General features: G+C 51.1%; 21 protein-coding genes. 7 read left to right on the forward strand and 14 right to left on the reverse strand.

Translation table 11 applies throughout. From position 1 onward, the window contains the following. Positions 1–12: 12 nt before the first annotated feature. From B2067_RS14930 to rpoE, 4 genes are all read right to left on the reverse strand, one after another. Positions 13–462: a SoxR reducing system RseC family protein gene (locus tag B2067_RS14930; protein WP_068440729.1), complete on the reverse strand. Its 450-nt coding sequence runs from the start codon at positions 460–462 to the stop codon at positions 13–15. Between the two features lie 67 nt (positions 463–529). After that, positions 530–1,519 (reverse strand): MucB/RseB C-terminal domain-containing protein, encoded by a 990-nt coding sequence (locus B2067_RS14935; RefSeq protein ID WP_301378002.1) that lies wholly within the window; start codon positions 1,517–1,519, stop codon positions 530–532. Between the two features lie 3 nt (positions 1,520–1,522). Continuing rightward, positions 1,523–2,224 (reverse strand): sigma-E factor negative regulatory protein, encoded by a 702-nt coding sequence (locus B2067_RS14940; protein ID WP_301388975.1) that lies wholly within the window; start codon positions 2,222–2,224, stop codon positions 1,523–1,525. A 20-nt stretch (positions 2,225–2,244) separates the two neighbouring features. Continuing rightward, positions 2,245–2,832 (reverse strand): RNA polymerase sigma factor RpoE, encoded by a 588-nt coding sequence (rpoE, locus tag B2067_RS14945; RefSeq protein ID WP_301388991.1) that lies wholly within the window; start codon positions 2,830–2,832, stop codon positions 2,245–2,247. A gap of 276 nt (positions 2,833–3,108) precedes the next feature. On the opposite strand from rpoE, the gene nadB reads away from it, so the two are divergent. Continuing rightward, positions 3,109–4,716, forward strand: a complete 1,608-nt coding sequence (gene nadB / locus B2067_RS14950) for an L-aspartate oxidase (RefSeq protein WP_068440736.1) — start codon at positions 3,109–3,111, stop codon at positions 4,714–4,716. A gap of 16 nt (positions 4,717–4,732) precedes the next feature. Here nadB and B2067_RS14955 read toward each other — a convergent pair whose 3' ends face one another. Together B2067_RS14955 and B2067_RS14960 are read right to left on the reverse strand one after the other, a co-directional pair. Beyond that, on the reverse strand, positions 4,733–5,152 hold the full coding sequence (locus tag B2067_RS14955) for a hypothetical protein (RefSeq protein ID WP_068440740.1): 420 nt from the start codon (positions 5,150–5,152) through the stop codon (positions 4,733–4,735). Next, positions 5,133–5,396: a succinate dehydrogenase assembly factor 2 gene (locus B2067_RS14960; RefSeq protein WP_068440743.1), complete on the reverse strand. Its 264-nt coding sequence runs from the start codon at positions 5,394–5,396 to the stop codon at positions 5,133–5,135. The genes B2067_RS14955 and B2067_RS14960 overlap by 20 nt, the downstream gene beginning before the upstream one ends. Before the next feature lie 130 nt (positions 5,397–5,526). Here B2067_RS14960 and B2067_RS14965 point away from each other — a divergent pair, with 130 nt between their 5' ends. From B2067_RS14965 to B2067_RS14985, 6 genes are all read left to right on the forward strand, one after another. Beyond that, positions 5,527–6,459, forward strand: coding sequence for a YgfZ/GcvT domain-containing protein (locus tag B2067_RS14965; RefSeq protein WP_076513798.1), 933 nt, complete (start codon positions 5,527–5,529; stop codon positions 6,457–6,459). Between the two features lie 71 nt (positions 6,460–6,530). After that, entirely contained in the window at positions 6,531–7,379 is an 849-nt protein-coding gene (locus tag B2067_RS14970; protein ID WP_068440751.1) for an HDOD domain-containing protein, read from the forward strand. Positions 7,380–7,416: 37 nt separating this feature from the next. Then, positions 7,417–8,055 (forward strand): hypothetical protein, encoded by a 639-nt coding sequence (locus B2067_RS14975; RefSeq protein ID WP_068440754.1) that lies wholly within the window; start codon positions 7,417–7,419, stop codon positions 8,053–8,055. A gap of 13 nt (positions 8,056–8,068) precedes the next feature. Further along, entirely contained in the window at positions 8,069–9,010 is a 942-nt protein-coding gene (locus B2067_RS14980) for an alpha/beta fold hydrolase (RefSeq protein WP_297533245.1), read from the forward strand. Further along, a complete protein-coding gene (locus tag B2067_RS16125) occupies positions 8,940–9,419 on the forward strand; it encodes a GNAT family N-acetyltransferase (RefSeq protein ID WP_368043878.1) in 480 nt (159 codons plus the stop codon). Before B2067_RS14980 ends, B2067_RS16125 begins: the two co-directional genes overlap by 71 nt. Positions 9,420–9,421: 2 nt before the next feature. Next, positions 9,422–9,901: a DUF4442 domain-containing protein gene (locus B2067_RS14985; protein ID WP_068440762.1), complete on the forward strand. Its 480-nt coding sequence runs from the start codon at positions 9,422–9,424 to the stop codon at positions 9,899–9,901. A gap of 97 nt (positions 9,902–9,998) precedes the next feature. Here the strand turns inward: B2067_RS14985 and B2067_RS14990 are convergent, their stop codons facing one another. The 8 genes from B2067_RS14990 to B2067_RS15025 all read right to left on the reverse strand — a co-directional run bounded on the left by B2067_RS14990 (position 9,999) and on the right by B2067_RS15025 (position 19,787). Continuing rightward, entirely contained in the window at positions 9,999–11,303 is a 1,305-nt protein-coding gene (locus tag B2067_RS14990; RefSeq protein ID WP_301376986.1) for a tetratricopeptide repeat protein, read from the reverse strand. Positions 11,304–11,328: 25 nt separating this feature from the next. Next, on the reverse strand, positions 11,329–11,943 hold the full coding sequence (locus tag B2067_RS14995; RefSeq protein WP_068440768.1) for an energy transducer TonB: 615 nt from the start codon (positions 11,941–11,943) through the stop codon (positions 11,329–11,331). Position 11,944: 1 nt separating this feature from the next. Then, positions 11,945–12,355: an ExbD/TolR family protein gene (locus B2067_RS15000; protein ID WP_068435124.1), complete on the reverse strand. Its 411-nt coding sequence runs from the start codon at positions 12,353–12,355 to the stop codon at positions 11,945–11,947. A 15-nt stretch (positions 12,356–12,370) separates the two neighbouring features. After that, positions 12,371–12,895: a MotA/TolQ/ExbB proton channel family protein gene (locus tag B2067_RS15005; RefSeq protein WP_245820019.1), complete on the reverse strand. Its 525-nt coding sequence runs from the start codon at positions 12,893–12,895 to the stop codon at positions 12,371–12,373. 2 nt (positions 12,896–12,897) lie between these two features. Further along, positions 12,898–14,268, reverse strand: coding sequence for a MotA/TolQ/ExbB proton channel family protein (locus tag B2067_RS15010; protein ID WP_301388976.1), 1,371 nt, complete (start codon positions 14,266–14,268; stop codon positions 12,898–12,900). Further along, the gene (locus B2067_RS15015) at positions 14,268–15,059 is read right to left on the reverse strand and encodes a DUF3450 domain-containing protein (RefSeq protein ID WP_297533248.1); all 792 of its coding nucleotides are present in this window, start codon (positions 15,057–15,059) and stop codon (positions 14,268–14,270) included. The genes B2067_RS15010 and B2067_RS15015 overlap by 1 nt, the downstream gene beginning before the upstream one ends. A 180-nt stretch (positions 15,060–15,239) precedes the next feature. Then, positions 15,240–16,667 carry a hypothetical protein gene (locus B2067_RS15020; RefSeq protein ID WP_301388977.1) on the reverse strand — a complete coding sequence of 476 codons (1,428 nt, stop codon included), beginning with the start codon at positions 16,665–16,667 and terminating at the stop codon, positions 15,240–15,242. A gap of 129 nt (positions 16,668–16,796) precedes the next feature. Beyond that, a complete protein-coding gene (locus tag B2067_RS15025; protein WP_301388978.1) occupies positions 16,797–19,787 on the reverse strand; it encodes a TonB-dependent receptor domain-containing protein in 2,991 nt (996 codons plus the stop codon). Positions 19,788–19,847: the final 60 nt, after the last annotated feature.

The following is a 19,847-nucleotide window of genomic DNA, read 5'->3' on the forward strand; positions in this document are numbered from 1 at the left end:
GGGCTATCTCCGCTATTCAGAAACTCCGTTTATATTTATTGCGGTAGAGTGTGTTTTTTTCAATACGGTTGGCTGCCACTCAGATTGCATTTTCCTGCCAAGCTGGCGTGCGGCGAGCAACCCAAGGATCAGCCCCAACCCCCCGGCGAGAAGCGACTGCGGCTCAGAACCACCCTGAAATCCGATAACGGCCCCCAGAATAAGTCCCAATAGTGGTAATCCGTACATAGCCAGAGCGCTGATGGCGAGAGACCCGGAGGGAAGCACAACCGTGACCTGATCTCCGACCTTGAAAGAGTCGTTCGTACGCACCCACAAGCGAACAGGCTTGCCCATTTTACTGAGCGTATGCTGTCCGCATCCAGCGCGCGCACTGCACGCACCACAGGCGCTCTGCTGAACACCTTCTACCCAGATACCATCGTCACCTGTTCCTACGACCTGAACAACTTCCTGACTCACATTTATGACCTTACTTTACAGCTTTCTACAATCGGGAGGACGCCGGACGAGGCCGCAGTCGCGTGTTTCACTTCATACTGAGAGAGTACGAAGGAATCGCAGAATCCAATACTTTATCGAGCGTCATAGGAGGGAGCTCCCCAACGACGCTCAGGCGAACGCGCTGTCCATCCTGCGTAAGAATATCTTCTACGGTAGCCGAAACCGGGCCCCACTGTCGACTGACACGGGATGAGGACGACCTGCCTTGCCCGACACGATCAACGAACAGAGAGAATGAAGCCAGCCCGTCAGAGAAGGTCATGCGAATATTATCATCAGACTCGATCGCCTGCTGGATGTGAAACCCCTTGGGCAACCAGGATGGGAACCAGTCCGACTCAGGACTCACATCAACGCTATTTTTCTTACTGAATTGGAGGGTGTGCCCGACATCAGCAGCCCTAGACTCGTTGTCTGGCATGGTAAATTCTGTATCCAGACTCACAAACTGATAGCGTCGCAGCACTCTACCCTGTTCATTCGTCATTTCAGCTTTTAACGGCAGCTTAGAGGCCTTGTCCAACCAGATCTGGTAAGCATAACGGTCAGGACGCTCAGGGGTTATCCAGATAGAAACCGTCTGGCGACCCGCGACACGCTCTGATTGAAGATCGGCGAGGGCAAAATCGTAGCTCTGATCGAGCGCTGAAAGAGATGAAGGGAAATTATGACCGAACGGCTTCATGACGTCGGGCGTCATACCCGATTGATGCTGGCCCTCGTGAATACATACGATTTCATCGTGGGCAAGAATCTGAGAGCGCTCGAGGCCAGTCAGATAGTCTGTCCTTTGCACCAATCCCTGGTTCCGATAGGTTTGCTGGATTCGGGCCGACTCCCAGCGAGCGGGAGACCCAAACATTACGCTGCCTGAATAACTCTGAGAGCGAACAGCCTCACTCATGTCTGACATTAAGCTTAACGCTTTCTGGTCGCCTGCGCTTGCAGACACCCCGAACGTCAGCCCCACCGCCAAAAGCGCGGTGGAACATCGGGTGCTTAACGACTCGAGCATAAATTACTCTGGCGCAGGTCCAGCGCTGACTTCAGCCCGGACGCGCTCGCGGATGCCGCTGTCCTGGCCAAAGTTTGCGACACGTGCATATGGCACAGCCTGATGCGTTTCCATACCAAAGGCCTGGTCTTCGTGCTCGAGCACATATTGCTTCAGGCGTTCCTGAGCTTCTGCCAGTTCTGCAGCAGACATCTGAGTGTCAGCAGCCACTGAAGCAGCCGCAACAGAAGACTGAGGCATCACCGCAGGCACTGACTGAACAGCTTCCGCCTTGGCAAGCGTCATATCAGCAGAACCAACCGTAACGTCAGGCACGGAAAGCACTCGCGCACCCAACAGAACCGCCATGGTCACCGAAGCAGCAACCGCACCTGATACCATCCAGCCCGGCAAAACGGACGCTTTGGGCTGCGTGGCGTCAGAGGTTTCAACGTCAGGCGCCGCTGCACTTGTTGAAGCACTCGCCTGACCAGCCCCCGGAACTTCGTCCATTGGCTCACCTTCTATGGCCTGCATAATCCCTTTTGAGAGATCAACGGTGTCAACGGATTCCCCGCGCATAGCTGCCCCGATCAGGTGGAAGTTTGCCCACTGCTCACGGAATTCAGCATCATTTTCGACGTGATTCAATACACGTCTCAGTTCAAGCTCGTCACACTCGCCATCACAGAGAGCTGACAGAGACTCCCTTATCCGGTTTTTCATAAACTACACCCATCAAGCATTTATGCAGTCGCACTGAGCAACGGCCGCATTTTCTTTTCAATTGCTTCCCGCGCTCGGAAAATTCGGGATCTTACCGTCCCTATCGGGCAATTCATTGCCTCTGCAATCTCTTCGTAACTGAGCCCTTCGAGCTCACGTAGGGTCACTGCACGACGTAATTCGTCTGGCAGATCTTCGATCGCATCAAATACGACCTTGCGCAGCTGATCTCTCTGAAGGAGACCATCCGGCGTCTCTACGTCTTTCATATTGGCCTCGTCTGCGAAATAAGCAGCATCATCGAGGTCAATGTCCTGTGTCGGCGTCTTACGACCGCGACTGATCAGGTGATTCTTAGCGGTATTCACCGCAATCCGGTACATCCAGGTATAGAACTGGCTATCTCCACGGAAAGAGGGTAGCGCACGATACGCTTTTATAAATGCCTCCTGCGTCACATCCTGAGCTTCAGCATGATCGGAAATAAACCGTCCTACCAAAGAGAGGATACGATGCTGGTACTTCACCACCAGCAGGTCGAAAGCCCGCCGGTCACCCTTCTGAACCCGCGAGACCAATTGTTGGTCTGAAGCTGGTTGGTCGGTCATCTGGTTACCTGCATCTGTCGGTTGCTTCTCTGCAACATTAGTTGAACGAGTCATACCATGCCCTCCGTTAGTGGCTGTATAAGTTCGGTACACTAATTCGGAGATAGTTCATTATCTTGACACTTCATGACATAACTACCGAAAATCGACCGGAACCAGGCCGCTGTCTGGCGAGGAGATTCTTTGTCAATCATACTCCTGCGCTTTATAGTGCGGCCTGTTATTCAGAGCCTGAGAGCAAGCTCTGTTAGATTACCACCACTGGAGCCTTTGTGCATGAGCCAGACACTGACTTTTGATGTTTTGATTATAGGTAGCGGCGCCGCGGGCCTGACACTGGGCTTGTCACTGCCCGAGCACCTGAAAGTCGCGATCATCAGTAAAGACTCCATGGATGCCGGTTCAACACGTTGGGCGCAGGGCGGCGTCGCTGCCGTACTCGACGAAGAGGACAGTGTCGACGCGCACGTTGCTGACACGCTCACAGCTGGTGCAGGATTGTGTAACGAAGCCGCCGTGCGCTTCACCGTCGGTAATTCTACAGAAGCTATACAATGGTTAATCGACCTCGGGGTTCCGTTTACCAAGGATGGCGAGGATCAGTTTCATCTGACCCGGGAAGGTGGGCACAGTGCGCGCCGGATTATCCACGCTGCCGATGCTACCGGCCATGCAATCTCTGATACGCTTCTGCAGAAGGCAGAAGAGAGAAAGAACCTTACTCTGTTGCATGATTACATCGCGGTTGATCTGATAACCGGGGACAAACTAGGGCTTGAACATCACGCCTGTATCGGCGGCTACTTTCTGAATAAGAAAACCGGCGAAGTCGATGCAGTCACCGCCAAAGCAACCGCGCTGGCTACGGGCGGTGCCAGCAAAGTCTATCTCTACACCAGCAACCCCGACGGTGCCTCAGGCGACGGCATTGCCATGGCATGGCGAGCGGGCTGCCGTGTTGCCAATATGGAGTTCAATCAGTTCCATCCAACCTGCCTCTATCACCCCCAGGCAGGTTCATTCCTGATCACCGAAGCCGTGCGCGGCGAAGGCGGCAAACTACTGCTGCCAAACGGTAAGCGTTTTATGGATAAATTCGATGAACGGGCCGAGCTGGCTCCGCGGGATATCGTCGCACGCGCTATCGACCATGAGATGAAACGCCTGGGCGCCGATTGCCTGTTTCTGGATATCTCGCATAAGCCCGCTGAGTTTATACGCGAGCACTTCCCGACTATCTATGATCGCTGCCTGCAACTGGGCATTGATATCACGAAAGACCCTATTCCGGTTGTTCCCGCGGCTCACTATACCTGTGGCGGCGTAGTTTCTGACAATGCTGGGCGGACTGACATTGATCGCCTTTACGCCATCGGTGAAACCGCCTGTACCGGTCTGCATGGTGCAAACCGTCTGGCCAGCAACTCTTTGCTGGAATGTCTCGTGTACGCCCGGGCTGCTGCGGCAGATATTGAAGCTCAGATTGCTCAGATCCCTGCCCCCGACCCTGTTCCTCACTGGGATTCAAGCCAGGTCACAGATTCTGACGAAGACGTTGTGATCTCGCACAACTGGGATGAGCTGCGCCGCTTTATGTGGGACTACGTAGGCATTGTCCGTACGACCAAACGGCTGGTCAGAGCCAAGCACCGCGTAAAACTTCTGCGTCAGGAAATTCAGGAGTTTTACTCCAACCACAAAGTGACCAACGATCTGTTGGAGCTGCGTAACCTGGTTGACGTGGCCGACGTAATTATCCGCTCAGCACTGATGCGTAAAGAGAGCCGTGGCCTGCACTACAGTCGGGACTACCCTGAGGCACTGCCGAGAGCATTTGATACCGTACTGATGTCCAAATACATCAGCGAACTGGGTAGCCTGTAATCTGAACCCTGGGCGTTCAGATACTGCCATACAACTCGTATTTAAGGTGGTTGAATGGCTCGCGACTCAGAAAACAGTCCGGCCTTATGATAAGCACCTGCCAGGGCCAGAACCCCCAAACCAGTACAATCAATTTTCGTCGACGAATACTGCCTGAATGAAAACTGACAGGGACTTTCGTATTGTCCCGTAACAGCCACCAGCCGTCGGTGTTTTTACCAATCAGGACAGGCTCACGCTTCGCCAGCAACGCCCGGACCGCGAGCGCCAGGGGAACAACGGCCAGCAACCCCAAGGTATAGATTGTCGAGCCCCAGAAAGCCGTTCCCAAAAGAGCAAAGACCAGCAATAACGTTGCTGACAGCCAGGTCAGGACTTCAACACGCTGCTGAAGCCCGGACGGCCGTATGATCCACTCAGCGCGGTTGGCGTGCAAACGCCAGCACCAGATCAACGATACGTTTCATGTCGGGATCTTCAGGTTCGGCATGTTCCATAAACCAGGTGAAGAGATCCGGATCTTCCTTGTCGAGAAGGTTGCGGTATCGTAACTGATCATCATCACTCAGCTGCGCATATTGTTGCTGAGCAAAAGGTAAGAGCAATACATCAAGCTCCAGCATGCCACGGCGACTATGCCAGATAGCCCGCTTTGCCTGAATTTCTTTTTCTTCAGTCATCTTCTGATTCACCTCTGTCAGGGGGACGCATTATAACAAAGGTCAGTACGAAGTCTCACACCAGCCCTTGAAATCACATACACTCTGCCTCCATATGCAGTAGTCCCTACCCCACCCGCAAGGAGTCATCATGTCTCAGACCATCGCCACATTCGGCCAGATCACCGATCAGGGATTTATTCCTGCTAATGGAAGCCCATCCCCAAGTGATCAGGGCGAGGCGAGAACCGTGCTCAGCCAGTTTACGCTGCTACAGATAGACGGGCCAGACAGTGAAAAATTCCTACAGGGGCAACTCACCTGCGACATGCAAAGTGTCACCAGCGAGCAGTGGCAGGCGGGCGCCTGTTGCGACGCAAAAGGGCGCATGATCGCTAACTTCATCGCTGCGCGATCCGACACCGGATTTATTTTACGGCTTCCTTCGTTTCAGGCAGAGGTTCTGGTGAATCACCTGAAAAAGTACGCCGTCTTTTTCAAAGCAACTATGAGTGTCACAGAGAATCTCAGAATCATTGGCGAATTGAACACTGCTTCAGGCGACAAATCGGTGCGTCAGGGGGATGTACGCCAACTGAACTGGCCAGACGGTCGTTGCGAATATTGGCTGCCCGATGCACTGACCGACGATTACCTCAGCAATTATCCGCTTGTCTCTGAATCGGCCTGGCACGCGGCAGACGTAAGCTCAGGCTGGCTCTGGGTACAACCTTTATCATCCGCAGCCTGGATACCACAGTATTGCGACTGGCAGGCCCATGACGGCATCAGCTTCAGTAAGGGGTGCTATACCGGGCAGGAAGTGGTCGCTCGCCTGCAATACTTAGGGAAGAGTAAGCGTCACCTGTATCGGGTGGAACCAGCCACTGATCTTCCTGACATCATGGCGGATGTTCTCATCAATGGTAAAGCCAAAGGTGAGCTGGCCACCCGCGTATGCCGTGATGGCAAATTCATCGGTTTGGCCGTGGTAAGCAGTGACGAGGAAACACTCGAGGGCGAATGTGGGGACCGGAAAATCACTCTGCGCAGAGTCTTCTATACTGAAGACGAACGCGGATAAGCGAGCCCCAGACAAACAGGTGCACCGGCGTCCTCTGCGTTTCACCATTTAACATACGCAGAGGTACCCGCATGACTGGCCAACTGATCCAGCAGACCCGAGAAGATATCGAGGGAATGATTGCCAGAGACGAGCTGATTCTCCCAACACTGCCAGAAATTGCTCTGAAGGTGCGGGACATCGCTGAAGATGAAAATGCCAGCATTCAGGACATGGCCCGAGCCCTGACAAAAGACCCTGCATTAAGTGCAAGACTGCTGCGGGTTACCAACAGCCCCATGGTGAGAACTATGGTGCCCATCACGGATGTTACAACGGCGATCTCACGCCTGGGGATCGACTTTACCAGCAACCTGGTCGTCGGTATCGCCATGGAGCAGATGTTCCAGGCAACCAATGATGCCATCGACCGCCGCATGCGCGCATGCTGGTCACACGCAACAGAAATTGCTGCTTCGGCTCAGGTATTGGCGCGCCACTTCACTAAATTGCCTCCCGATCAGGCGCTCCTCGCAGGACTGGTTCATCAGATTGGTACACTGCCTTTACTATCCTACGCAGAACAATCTGGCTCCCTGATTCATGGTGGTCCTTCACTGGATCATGCCATTGCCGAACTGCATCAGGAGCTGGGTCAGAAAGTACTTCAATCCTGGGACTTTCCACCCGAACTGATCGCAGTGACTACCGACTACCTCAACTTCGAACGCGAACGTGACGAGCCTGACCTGATTGACCTGATTCAGGTCGCTACCCTGCAAAGCTACGCGGGCACCAATCACCCTCTGGCCAATACAGATACCAGCCAGGTGGGCGCTTTTGTGCGACTTGGTCTTGCAGCAGACACTGAAACCCTCGAGCTGGACGACATCGCGACTGAACAATCAGAGACGCAGGCAGCCCTATCCTCCGGTTTTTGATCACGAACTCAGGCTGACATTGGGGTACACTGCCCCCATGACTACGATATTTGCTGCGCTCGTTCTTCTGCTTTCATTTGCCGGGATACTGATCTGGCTGTTCAGTCTCGCCAAGCCCGGTCGACGGGCCGAACTCGCAGGAGCCGCAGACCGACTGAATATGAGCTTCGAGCCCTGGCGCATGCTGAGCACAGGCATTCGGCAAGCCGGATTTCAGATTCTGTCTACCGGAGACCCCCGCTACGTCCCCAACTATATCGAAGACGAAACTGTCCTACTGTTTGATTTCACTCGTCTGACCGGACGAGCACCCACCGTCCAAACACTGATCATTATGCCCTGCCCTATCAGTACAGACGCCCGACTCATGGTCAGCCCCTTGGCCCGGGAAAGCACCCACTGCTTTGACAAGGGTAAGCCCATTAGCCGGCTTGAGCATGAGGACCTACCCAACACTCTTGCCGAGCAGCCAATCTACGGACTTCCTGTTCACAAAATACGGCCGCTTCTGACCGAAAATGTCCAAAACTGGCTTTTGGCCCATCCGCACCTTCACATCGAATGGGCAGCTGGCATGCTCCTTGTCTGCCAGCCTGGCTATCAGATCGCTGGCGACGAACTGGAGGACGTCATCGACGACGTTCGTTCACTGGCAAACGCTTTAGCATCACACTGACCGGAGTACTCCTTTGTTCAATATTCTTCGAGCAGCAACGCTTGTTGCTGCCGCTTACGTATTAATCGCGTGTACCGCAACACAGCAGGACTCGCTCTATCAGAAAGCTCTGGACCTGGGCGAATGGAAAGCCGGGCTGGATGAGCAAAAGTCTGACATTGCAGACATCGAGATGAATTATCTGATCCGCAAGGGCGATGGCCCTATCCTGATGCTGGTGCATGGCTTTTCTGCCAACAACAGTACCTGGTTACAATTTGCGGATAAGTTACCGGATAACTATTACCTGATCGCACCAGACCTCGCAGGTCATGGCAAATCGAGCGAGGCAGACAGCTATGACCTGGAACGTCAGGCCGAGCGCCTGAAGGCACTGGCCGAACACCTCAACCTCGGGCCATTCCATATCATCGGCAACTCCATGGGTGGTGCTATCAGTGCTATTTACTCAGCACGTTTTCCAGAAGATATTGCCAGTCTCATCCTGATAGATTCTGCTGGTCTGGACGGTGAAAACCAGAGCCAGTTTTTTGCTGAACTCGAAGCTGGTGATAATCCGCTAATTGCTACCGATGAAGCATCGTTCGAGTACCGTATGGACCTTATTCTGGAAAAGCAGCCGCCCCTGCCCTGGCCTATCCGCCCGGCACTTATACGTGAAACCGTAGAGCGAGCGCCTCTGAACAGAGAAATCTTCGACGATATGCTGGCAACCCGTGAGCGCATGGACCAGAACGAAATGAAGCGAATGATCTCATCCAACGTAAATATGCCAGCATTAATTATGTGGGGAGAGAAAGACCGCGTTCTGGATGTATCAGCAGTGGCGGAATTCAAAAAGGTAATTCCACAGGCAGAAGTGAAAATCTATCCGGACCTAGGCCATGTGCCTATGCTTGAAGATCCATCTGCCAGTGCAGAGACCATCAGTTCATTTATCAGCAAGCTTGACTGACTTCAGACAGGCCACTGTCGCGGAAGCCAATGCTTTGTACAAGGCGGCGCAATACAGTGGCCGGGCAAGCCCAGATGACACTTTGTATGCCAGCTTCAGAGCCGGTCGATGCTGCTGTGTGACCCGGCTTCAGGACCATTCAGAGGTCTGGCTTCTCCGCAATCTGTGCACGCTGCCTGCTTATCGCCATCAAGGAATGGCGTCAGAGCTCTGCTGCTACATACTGCGTACCACAGAGAAGCCGGTCTGGTTGTTCCCTTTACCCGAATTAATTCCGTTTTATGAAAACGCTGGCTTTAATAGAGTGAGCGAAGATGAACTGCCCGATTGCCTGGATCAGATATGGCGATCGAGTAAAAAAAAGCATCCGCAGTCATACCCAATGATGGCTGTGCCCGACAGGAGATAACTATGAACCGTCTGAACCGAGTGATGAATAAACTTGATAGCCTGCCCGCTGGCTGGAGAACCGGCGCACGCTCTTTTATCATCGGAAAAATCATTCCGTTCGCAGGAACAGCATCGTGTCGCGTAGAAAAACTGACTAATAATGAATGTGTCGTTAAGATCAAAAAGCGTCGTAAGGTAGGCAACCACATCGGCACTCTGCATGCCGCTGCGATGGCGCTTGCTGCCGAATCAGCGACAGGTTTTGTAACAGCCATGAACGTGCCAGACAGCCGCGTACTGGTGATTCGCAATATGAATCTCACCTACCTTAAGCGCACTAAGGGTGATCTTACAGCCACTGCCACGCTCAGTGATGCAGACCTTGAAAGACTCAGGAATGAAGAAAGAGGCGACATCAGTGTACCTGTCGTCCTGAAAGATGCCGAAGGAACTGAAAGCGTGACTGCTGAGATGATCTGGGCCTGGACGCCAAAGCGTTAACGTAAGAAACCAGCCTTAATAGTCATTAAAAATAGTTATAAAAAAGGGAGCCTGCCGGCTCCCTTTTTTCATGACTTTTTAAGCTTACTTTTCAGTCTTAGCCAGCGTTAGCAATGTACTCCCGGCGCTGCTGCTCGCTCTCAATATATTCCTGCCACTGATGAGCGACTTTCTCTGCCGCCGGATACGATGCAGCTTTAAAGAAAGTAATAGATGCAGACTCCAGTTCATCCAGATTGTACTGAGCAAGCCCTTTGATAATTAATGCCTGATAAGGTGCCTTCAGATCACCCGCGTTCAGCGCTTTATTACTGAATTCAAGTGACTTACTCCATTCCTGACGCTCAGTATAGATCTGCGCGAGCTTGAAATAATCGCGTCCTTCACCAGATGCATCCGCTGCCTGTGTCATCACAACAATCGCATTGTCGTATTCTTTAGCCAGCATCCAGGCATCGCCCAACAACGACAGGTTTCGCGCGCTTTTCTCGACGACATCAGCCTCCATGCCGGCTTCCAGCACATGCGCAGCTTTATACGGAATTTCTCGGCTCAGCAGTGCCTGAGCAAAATTCAGATATTCGGACTCTTTAGTAAAAAGCTTCTGATCATAGGCGGTTTCAAGCGTCGCCAGCTCCTCGTCTTCGCGACCCAGCTCATTATAGACCGCAGCCAGTTGCATCCAGTATTCAGACTTCGAATAGGTCGCAACCAATTTCTCAAGAGTGACTGCCAGGCCTTTATAGTCTTTCAGCTGGAACATCACCGCACGTTGCAACAGCAACCAGCTTTCGGTGACGCGAGACCCTGCTTCTTCGCGCATTGAAATCGCAGTCGCAATATCATCACCGGCCAGTTCATACTTCTCCTGCTGGTACTGGACCTGTGCGCGGAACATATAGGCGTCTGCATTCACTTTGTCTGACTGTGACATCCACTCATTAATGGTCGCCAGAGATTCTGCATAACGCTCCTGCAACATGTACAGTTTTGCCAGCGTGTAACGGGTCGTCTGCTTCAGACTGTCTGGCGCGTTGTCGATTTCAATTACTTTTGCGTACTCAGGGATGGCCGCAGCGTAATTTTCCTGAGTCGAGTAAACGTAGGCATACATATTGTGCGTCATTGCACGCTCGTATGAATTACGCTTCCGCTTTTCCAATCGTTCGAGTGTCTGCAAGGCTTCGTCAAAGTTACCGGCATCAGCGGCCTGCTGCGCTTCTTCGAGCTTCTCAAATACGATCTCACGCAGCGTCATAGTTCTGCGCACGCGAGGGCCTGCTGAGGCTTCTTCCTGCGAATTTTCTGCGCTTTCTTCAGCGGCGGATACAGACTGCACGGCCAGGAGGGGGACGCCCCCTAACAATGCACTCATTACTAATGCTATCGGTAACTTTCTCATAAAACACTCACTCCAGTTTTATACGTTACTTATCCAGCTCGAAGCGGATAATGTTACGAACCCCGGGTACATCTACTGCACTTCCCTCAACTACCTGGGGTTTATATTTAAATTTCTTAACTGCATCCAACGCAGCCTTATCGAATACACCTGGAGGCTCAGCTTCGAGCACTACCGGATTGGTCACTGTACCCAGTGAGGTCACGGTAAACTCGACAACAACATAGCCTTCTATTCCGCGCTGGGCAGCACGGCGAGGGTAAGTCGGGGCCACCTTAACAATCGGCATAAACTCACCGTCACTGCCTGCGCCACTCAAACCTGCATCCAGAGCAAGATCTGCAGAGATATCCAGTGCACCGAGTGCTAAATCAGCCGCATTCTGAGAATTAAACTCAGGCTTCACCATGTCTGGCTGTGGCGGCTCCTGCGGCGGTGCAGGTGGCTTTTCAGGCTGACGATCTTTCGTCTGTACTTCATCGTCTGGCTCATTCATCACAAAGCTCTGAATACGGCCATAATCAGTCGGCATGGTGACTGAGCCACCGGTACTGATGAGGCTCTGCATCATCCAGAAGACAGCGATGGTGGCGACGAATGCGACAGCAAGGGCGCCACCAAAACGGACAACAACCGGCATCTTACATCGCCTCTGTAGCCAGTGAGACGTCATAGACTCCGGCCTGACGTGCAGCATCCATCACTGCCACCAGCTTACGGGTCTTCGCTTCTTCATCCGCCTGGATCACAACGGTTCCCTGCGGATTTTCAGCATGCAGACGCTCGATATTTGCGCGAACCTGACTCTCATCAACGCGGCGTTTATTAATCCAGATCTCGTCATTTTCATTAATGGCGATCAGAATGTTTGCGCGTGGCTTCGCTTGCGCGGTACTCGCATCAGGACGATTAACTTCAATACCTGATTCTTTAACGAACGACGCGGTCACGATAAAGAAGATCAGCATAATAAATACAACGTCCAGCATCGGGGTGATATCAATCTCGCCCTCGGCTTCTACTTGCTGACTGGCAGAAAAACTGCGTCTCATAATCTTTTTCCCGAATTAATGATCAAAGGTCAGACGATCTTCGATACGGATTTTTTCTCGTTTGATGTATCGCTCAAGCATCGACTGAGCGAACACTCCCGTCAGGGCACCTACCATTCCAGCCATGGTTGGAATCGTGGCTTTAGAAATACCGGAAGCCATTGCTTTAGGGCTGCCGTTGCCAAAAAATGCCATAACGTCAAATACTTCAATCATGCCGGTAACCGTACCGAGCAGACCAAACAGAGGCGCCATGCCGATCAGCATTTTGATCGTGGTCATGTTCGCTTCGAGGTCTGAGCGTAGAGAGGCAATCAGGTCTTCACGAATCTGATGTGCTGCCCAGGATTTACGCTCGGTACGAGCTTCCCATTCATTCACCGCACGCTGCATCGCGTTGCGGTGAGAAAATGCGAAGTACCCGGCACGCTCCAGTACAAACAACCAGAGCAGCAGAATCAGTCCGAAGATGGCGTAGAGGACGTCGCCTCCACGCTCCATGAACAGATATACCGGTTCGTATACTTCACCAAACATCATGATCAGGCTGCTTTCGCTTGTTGCTGTTCAGACTGGCGAGCCAGAATACCGGTGGCGCGCTCTTCCAGAATCATGATCAGTGCACGGCTGCGGTTGTTGGTCAGGGTGTGCAGGAAGACACATGGAATTGCCGCAACGAGACCCAATACCGTAGTCACCAGCGCCTGAGAAATACCACCCGCCATCAGTTTCGGGTCACCCGTACCGAACAGCGACATGGTTTCGAACACATCGATCATACCGGTCACCGTACCCAGAAGACCGAGCAGCGGAGCAACCACCGAGATGATTTTGATCCAGCCGATACCACGTGTAAGACGAGGAATCTCTGCGGCAATGGCTTCACCCAGATGCAATTCGAGCGTTTCTGTATCGCTTTTCTTATTTGCATTAAATACAGCCATCACACGACCAAGCGCATTCTTTTCATCAACAGTTTCAGTTTTCATCTGCTTGTTGATACGACCTGCTTCGATGTTCAGAACAATCATGCGCCAGATAGCCAGCAGAATACCCACGGCACCCAATGCGAGAATGATGTAACCAACCACACCACCCTGATCGACACGGTCACCCAGTTCTGGGGACTGGCCCATAATTTTCAGCAACTGACCACGTGAAGGGTCAATCCAGAAACCGGTCAATTCACTTCCACTCGCAGATTCGAGAGCTGTAATTCCATCGGTGTAACGTGCACCCGGCTGCTTATCCATCTCAATCAGTCGCGCTGATTCAATGTCCCAGTTCAGGTATTTACCGTCAGAAACCGCGTTGAATCCACCGATACGAACAACCTGCTGCTCAGTGGTTTCACCACTTGGCGTCACAACATCCGCGCTGTAGCTTGCAATGCGGCCGCTATAAGTCGCTTCACGCTGCATCTCAAACCAGAGGCGCTCAAGCTGCTCAATGGATGGCAGTTCAGAGGTGGCGCCTGCAACACGGATAAGGTCGGTCAAAAATGCTTCACGACCTGGCAGTTCAGAGCTGATAACAGAGCCTTCGAAAACACTCTTGGTATCGCCAGCAACCTGCTGCAGCACACCGAAGAGTTCTTTCAGGCTACCCAGACGATCATTTAACTGCGCTTGCTTTTCGGCAACGATCAGTTCGTTATCACGGAACTGCTCTTCTTTATCAGCACTCAGTGCTTCAAGACGATCGCGCTCTACCATCGCATCACGAACCAGCTGTTCCTGCTTCGCTTTTGAGCCCTGAAATTCAGCAATACGCTGTTCGAAAGCTGCGTTATCACGCGCCTGACCTTCTTTTACCAGGTTCAGGAGCTGATCAAGGTTTGCTGTCTCAGCAACAGATACCATCGGCATCGCCAGTGCAAACACACCGCTTAAAATTACATTACGGAGTTTCATCAGTTCGCCTCCTGTTGAGCCATCATAGGAGCAGCCACCGGAACTTTAATCAGGTCTGGCGCAGCCTGTTCACGAGCAATACGGATGCCCGCCATCACTTTGCTCTTATACTCTGGCGCCAGAGGCTGCCAGCTGTTGGTATTCGTATTCCAGATACCCAACTCCTGTCCGTCCAGAGACTGGTACACCAGAGCGATACGACCTATACGCAGGAAGTCGACTTCACGTGGGGTTTCGCCTTCCAGCTCACCACGGTATGACTCGATAGTACGGCCGTATTCGATCTCTGCCTGATAGGCTTCCATTACTTTGCGGTATTTCTCAGCCGCGGTAACGTCAGAACGCCCCATCAGATCATTCAGTTTGGAAACACGCGCCATACGCTCTTCTTTCAGGAAAGGGACATCCGCTGCTACAAACTGATTAACAGCATCAATCATGCGCAGCATCAGAGGAGTGATCTGGCGTTCAACCAGCGCTGCCTGACTCATGCTTTTATCGATGCTTGCCAGGTCTTTTGCCTGTGCGTCCAGCTGACGATCCAGCTGAGAGATATAGACATTCAGGCCTTCGATTTCCTTCATCAGCGCACGGTAATCACGCTCGGTAGCACGAATGTCTTTGTCGATAGAATCGATGGTCTGCTGAGAAGCCTGTGCCTGCTCTACACGCTCGACACCCTGCTCAACTGCATCATCCAGCGTTGCAGCAGAGGCGACGCCTGTAAAACTCATACCAGCAATAGCGATAGCGCTCAGAAGGCGCGACGTCTGGCGTTTGGTTGTTGCCATGTTAAATACCCAATTAAAAAGAATGGCCGGAAACCGGCGTTTCTGAATTCGCGAGAAGAATACGAAGAAAAGATGACAATTCTGTGACATTGCAGAATTGCTACAAGAAAATTACATACCACTGTCGTATAACGAAAAACGGCACCCGAAGGTGCCGTTTTTCTCGCAAGAATAAGAGACTTATTCTTCAGTTTCGAAGGCTGCTGGAATTACGTCAGCTGCCCATGCCCACCAAGCGCTTTCAGCAGCAGTAACAGTCGGATCAACCGCACCAATGTAATCAGTTTCTTCGAAGAAGCCTGTAGAAGCATTAGCGCTAGTCGCTGTGCTCGCAGTTACTGAACCATTACCACCGGTTACTTCAAAAGCATTACCCAGAGCAACATTGTCAGAAGTTGAGCTTGCCCCCCAACCAGTGATCTGGCTTTCTGCAGCGCCATTGTCCAGACGTAGAGTGTCCGCTGCATCCATGCCAGTGTACTCAACCAGAGAATCAGTTAACACAACAGTAGTCTCTGTATCAGCGATACGGAATGCTTTCGCGTAATTGTCTGCAGCAATCTTAGTCAGAGTACCGTAAGTACCGACCTTCGCACGCATCAGGTATGCAGAACCTTCAGAAGCGGTCTGGAAAGTGATGTTAGACAGAGTCGGATTAGAAACTGGTTCGGCAGTGTTGCTCAGACCAGCATTGTCAGCTTCGATACCATTGTCACCAGCATTAGTAACGCCTTGGCGAACCAGAGAGAACTGAATGTTACCGCGGTAGCCGTCATCCCAGTCAATTGACTCGTCACCGTTGTCTACCAGGATCAGGTTCTTAACGTTTACTGAACCGCCGAAGAACTCGATACCGTCATCGTAGTTGTTATAAACCATAACGTTTTCTACGGTAGTACCATAACCTACAGAGTGCATAGTGATACCGTTAATTTCGCTATCAGCGACTACTTCGTAACCACCTTCAGCAACGATCAGATAAGAAATAGAACCGCTGTTGTCTGCGTCATCGTTACCGCCGTGAAAACCGGTATCGGCTTCGTCAGCCGTGTTACAGATTTCTTCTGGAGTCGCTGCATATTCATTCGCACACTGGTTGTTCTTAGCGAAGCCCTGTACAACCAGGCCACCCCACTCTTTATTACCTTCGTAGTTGTCATCAATGGAAGACATAACGATTGGTGCCGCTGCAGTACCATTTGCAAGGATCTTAGAGCCACGAGAGATAATCAGAGTACCCTTAGAAGTCGAGCGGAAAGCAACACCTGGGTCGATAGTCAGGGTTACTTCGCTTGGAGCATCATATGAGGTCAGTTCGCCAGCGCCATCACCAACAGTTACGTAGTCAGTCATGCTGTAGACGTAATCAGTGGTCAGCCTAGCGTCAGTCAAAATGCTGCCACTCAACAGACAAACTGGCATATCTACACCATCAACAGAGTAAGTAGTATCCAGTTCTTTACCAACACCAACACTACAAGTGTTATCAGTAACGCTAGGCGTAGTTGGAGTAGATGTACTGTTTGATGATGAGCTGTCGCCACCACAAGCTGTCAACATTGCTGCAGAAGCAGCAGTCATAGCAACAAGAAGTTTCTTAAGTTCCATGGTAATTCCTTGGTTAGTTAATCTGGTTAAGAACTTGACGGGAGACATGCTATGGTCAATGTGTGACACTTTTATGAAAGATAAAAAAAATCCCGCATTTAGCGGGATTTTTCTACCTATATTGATATTTCAGAAGACCAATGAAATACCAGCAGAGAGCTCACGTCCCTTGTGATAAGAACGATAGTTTTCACCTTTCTGAGTTAGGCTTACGGGTTCATCAGTAAGATTTTTCAAAGCAAGCTTGAACGTCAGATCCGGAACAATTTCAGTGGAGTAATTAGCACTTAGTTCGCCTCTTGGATCCTCCATAATGTCTGGGGAATTACTATTAGCCTGAGTCGCTGAATACAGAAGTTCACCGTGATAGTTGTATACTAATGTGAATTTCTGTTGGCTGTCGTAGTCGTCAAGACCTACCTGTATATTAGCAAGACTATCAGGCTGCCCCTGCATGGCGCGAGTGCGGAATGCAATGTCTACCTCAGAATCAATCAAAGAGAGATTTCCAGAAACAAACATAAGGTAACTGCTCAGATCAAATTCAGACCTGAAGTCAATTTCAATGCCATTGATCGTACCAGTATCACCATTACGGTATGAGAATACCGAGCCACCAGTTAGCAAGGTTTTCTCAATAGGCTTGTCGAAGTCCTTTGTGAAATAAGCAAGGCTGATACTTTCACTATCACTCATATACCACTCAGCACGAATGTCGATATTCGTGATTTCTGCACTCTCGAGAAGAGGGTAGCCTCGAATACTGTCTCCAGTATCTGGATCAACATATTGCGCATTTGCAAGCTCTCGGAAATCTGGACGATTAATAGTCTGGTACCAGGCTCCACGGAGCTGAACACTATCACCGAGGAATACAGTCAGCCCAGCTGATGGATATACATTGGAATCAGAAATTTCAGCGAAAACGGGATTACTTTGATCCTGTGCACTCGACTCGTAAGTTTGAACAAATATATCCGAAGACTCGCTGCGCAAACCTGCATTAACACGGAAAACATCAAGACGTTCATATTCAAGACCACCAAAAAATGCCGTCATATCCCATGACGCATTGTAGTCTGCGGAACCAGCGGTCTGATTGAGAAGGCTCAGTTCATCAGCTTCAATAGTTTCCCTTACAATCTGGTCTATATCGAAGTTATTTATGTAATCACCTGCAAGACCACTATCCGCATCGTAACCGAGTGTCGTGCCATCGGCTTCACGCTCTCGATTGAACGCAGAGAACCCATAGTCTGCCGTCAGGTAATTTGTAGAAGACTCGAAGAGAGAAGAGTCGAAACTGACACTGTAATCGGTAATGGTATCAGAGAGCGTATTGTACTCTCGCTTCACCTCGCTCCAATAAAGGTAGTAATCATCAAGCCCCTCATCAAAGGCCGGAATTTCATAGGTATAGCGACGTCGGTCCGGGTTATCCAACTCTGCTTCAGAGAAACTGACTTGCCAATTCGCTGTCGTTTTAAGAAAACGATCAAAATAGTGCTCCCCCGTAAACTGTTGCATAGAGAGCTGACGCTCTAGCCAATCCATATTATACAGAATGCCTTCACGATCCTGATCTCCACCAGTACCGCGTTTAACACTGGTCTCAGAATGTGTTTGGCGAAGAAGTAGAGTATTACTGGTAACTTCATGAATACCTGACAACATGCCGAGACTGAATCCAAATCCGAGGTTCACGTCGTTAGTCGTTCGTATTTCATCGTATGAGTCATCAACGTTAAGTGATCCATCGTCACTCAATAGGTTTGTATCAGAATCTCTCTCCTGAACCTGCCACTCGTTAGAGAATTTGACAGATGCCTGGTAACCGAATGCCGTATTTCCGTTGTCGTAAAATGTATCCCCAATAGAGAGCTCTGCAGAAACATCAGGCAAAATGTTTCGTTCTTCTGTGTTCAGGTTATCGGGTAGCTCTGCAGCCAGGTTCTTACCGAGTTCAGGATTAAAAAGCAGGCTCTCACTACTAAACTCTTTAGCATCCTGATTCAGCGCCCTGTCGCCATCTGCACCAAAGCCGAAAAAGTCTCCACCCTCTTCCTGCATAAATTCCTGTTCAGTGAAGGTAGCGCTATCGTTATACCCCAAAGATAGGGACAACTTCCCTTCAAACTCCAGAGGAAATTTTTTAGTACTCAAAGAGACTGTGCTACCTGTTGAATCTGCATATACATCCGGAGTAGCCGTTTTCTGAACGTCGATTCCATCAATCACACTGGATGGAAATAAATCAAGAGGTACGACACGGCGGGATGGGTCAGGGCTAGGTAATGAAGCACCATTCAGTAGAATCGATGTGTGGCGCTCATTCAGGCCACGGGCTACGACATATTTACCGTCCGCAATGGTCACACCCGCCACACGCTTCAACGCAGAAGCTGCATTTGAATCACCAAAGCGGGACATCTGCTCACCGCCAATCGAATCCAGGACAGCGCTGGCATCACGTTCCTGGCTGGTTGCAGAATCCGCTACATACGTGCCAACGGCAACGACCTCTTCGATCACGCCATTCCCAGACATACCAACTTCAACGTCCAGTTCTACTGGAACACCTGGCATGCTGTTAACGCTAAGCTCGGTTCTCTGGTAACTCGGATGAGCCACAGTGAGGGTGTAGTTACCACGGGGGAGTTCAAGAGAGAAGCTGCCATCGTCTTCTGTAATAACACCGAGGTCGGTGCCAGCGGCAGATACGCGTGCGCCCGAAACAGGACCACCTGTTTCGTTAGAGATTAACTGACCTTTAATGACGCCAGCAGTGCCATCGGGTGAACTGATTTCAGCAATGGCTTCGCCACCCAGAATTTCAACAAAGACGTCTTCGGAGGAGTCGGCATTTTCAAGGGTAAACTCAGCTTCGCCTACCCAGGCGCCGTACTGCGAAAGCTCCGCTGTATAGCTATCAGCTGGTAATTCAAAGGTGACGAAACCCTGAGGGTTCACTATCTGGCGCTGGCCATTAACGGATACAGAGACGGCGTCTGCGGCACTACCGTCTTCAGTGATGTAAAAGACTACTTCTGCTGCATTCGCTGTCGCAAAGCAGAAACTACTGGTAATCGCAGCCGTACTGATGAGGCGCTTAAAACTCATGATTCCCCCGGTAATTACTGGGGGCGCACGCCCCCGAGAATGAAACGGAGGCGAATTTAC

It is taken from the genome of Thalassolituus sp. UBA2590, from assembly GCF_002339775.1.
Taxonomy (GTDB): domain Bacteria; phylum Pseudomonadota; class Gammaproteobacteria; order Pseudomonadales; family Oceanobacteraceae; genus Thalassolituus.

Coding starts and splice junctions, on each gene's coding strand:
- B2067_RS15010 (WP_301388976.1), bottom strand. CDS start 14,268: ATGAAACTCCGTAATGTAATTTTAAGCGGTGTGTTTGCACTGGCGATG.
- B2067_RS14975 (WP_068440754.1), top strand. CDS start 7,417: ATGACTACGATATTTGCTGCGCTCGTTCTTCTGCTTTCATTTGCCGGG.
- B2067_RS14960 (WP_068440743.1), bottom strand. CDS start 5,396: ATGACTGAAGAAAAAGAAATTCAGGCAAAGCGGGCTATCTGGCATAGT.
- B2067_RS15020 (WP_301388977.1), bottom strand. CDS start 16,667: ATGGAACTTAAGAAACTTCTTGTTGCTATGACTGCTGCTTCTGCAGCA.
- B2067_RS15025 (WP_301388978.1), bottom strand. CDS start 19,787: ATGAGTTTTAAGCGCCTCATCAGTACGGCTGCGATTACCAGTAGTTTC.
- B2067_RS14990 (WP_301376986.1), bottom strand. CDS start 11,303: ATGAGAAAGTTACCGATAGCATTAGTAATGAGTGCATTGTTAGGGGGC.
- B2067_RS14970 (WP_068440751.1), top strand. CDS start 6,531: ATGACTGGCCAACTGATCCAGCAGACCCGAGAAGATATCGAGGGAATG.
- B2067_RS14965 (WP_076513798.1), top strand. CDS start 5,527: ATGTCTCAGACCATCGCCACATTCGGCCAGATCACCGATCAGGGATTT.
- B2067_RS14995 (WP_068440768.1), bottom strand. CDS start 11,943: ATGCCGGTTGTTGTCCGTTTTGGTGGCGCCCTTGCTGTCGCATTCGTC.
- B2067_RS14935 (WP_301378002.1), bottom strand. CDS start 1,519: ATGCTCGAGTCGTTAAGCACCCGATGTTCCACCGCGCTTTTGGCGGTG.
- rpoE (WP_301388991.1), bottom strand. CDS start 2,832: ATGACCGACCAACCAGCTTCAGACCAACAATTGGTCTCGCGGGTTCAG.
- B2067_RS15000 (WP_068435124.1), bottom strand. CDS start 12,355: ATGAGACGCAGTTTTTCTGCCAGTCAGCAAGTAGAAGCCGAGGGCGAG.
- B2067_RS14985 (WP_068440762.1), top strand. CDS start 9,422: ATGAACCGTCTGAACCGAGTGATGAATAAACTTGATAGCCTGCCCGCT.
- B2067_RS16125 (WP_368043878.1), top strand. CDS start 8,940: ATGTGCCTATGCTTGAAGATCCATCTGCCAGTGCAGAGACCATCAGTT.
- B2067_RS15005 (WP_245820019.1), bottom strand. CDS start 12,895: ATGATGTTTGGTGAAGTATACGAACCGGTATATCTGTTCATGGAGCGT.
- B2067_RS14940 (WP_301388975.1), bottom strand. CDS start 2,224: ATGAAAAACCGGATAAGGGAGTCTCTGTCAGCTCTCTGTGATGGCGAG.
- B2067_RS15015 (WP_297533248.1), bottom strand. CDS start 15,059: ATGGCAACAACCAAACGCCAGACGTCGCGCCTTCTGAGCGCTATCGCT.
- nadB (WP_068440736.1), top strand. CDS start 3,109: ATGAGCCAGACACTGACTTTTGATGTTTTGATTATAGGTAGCGGCGCC.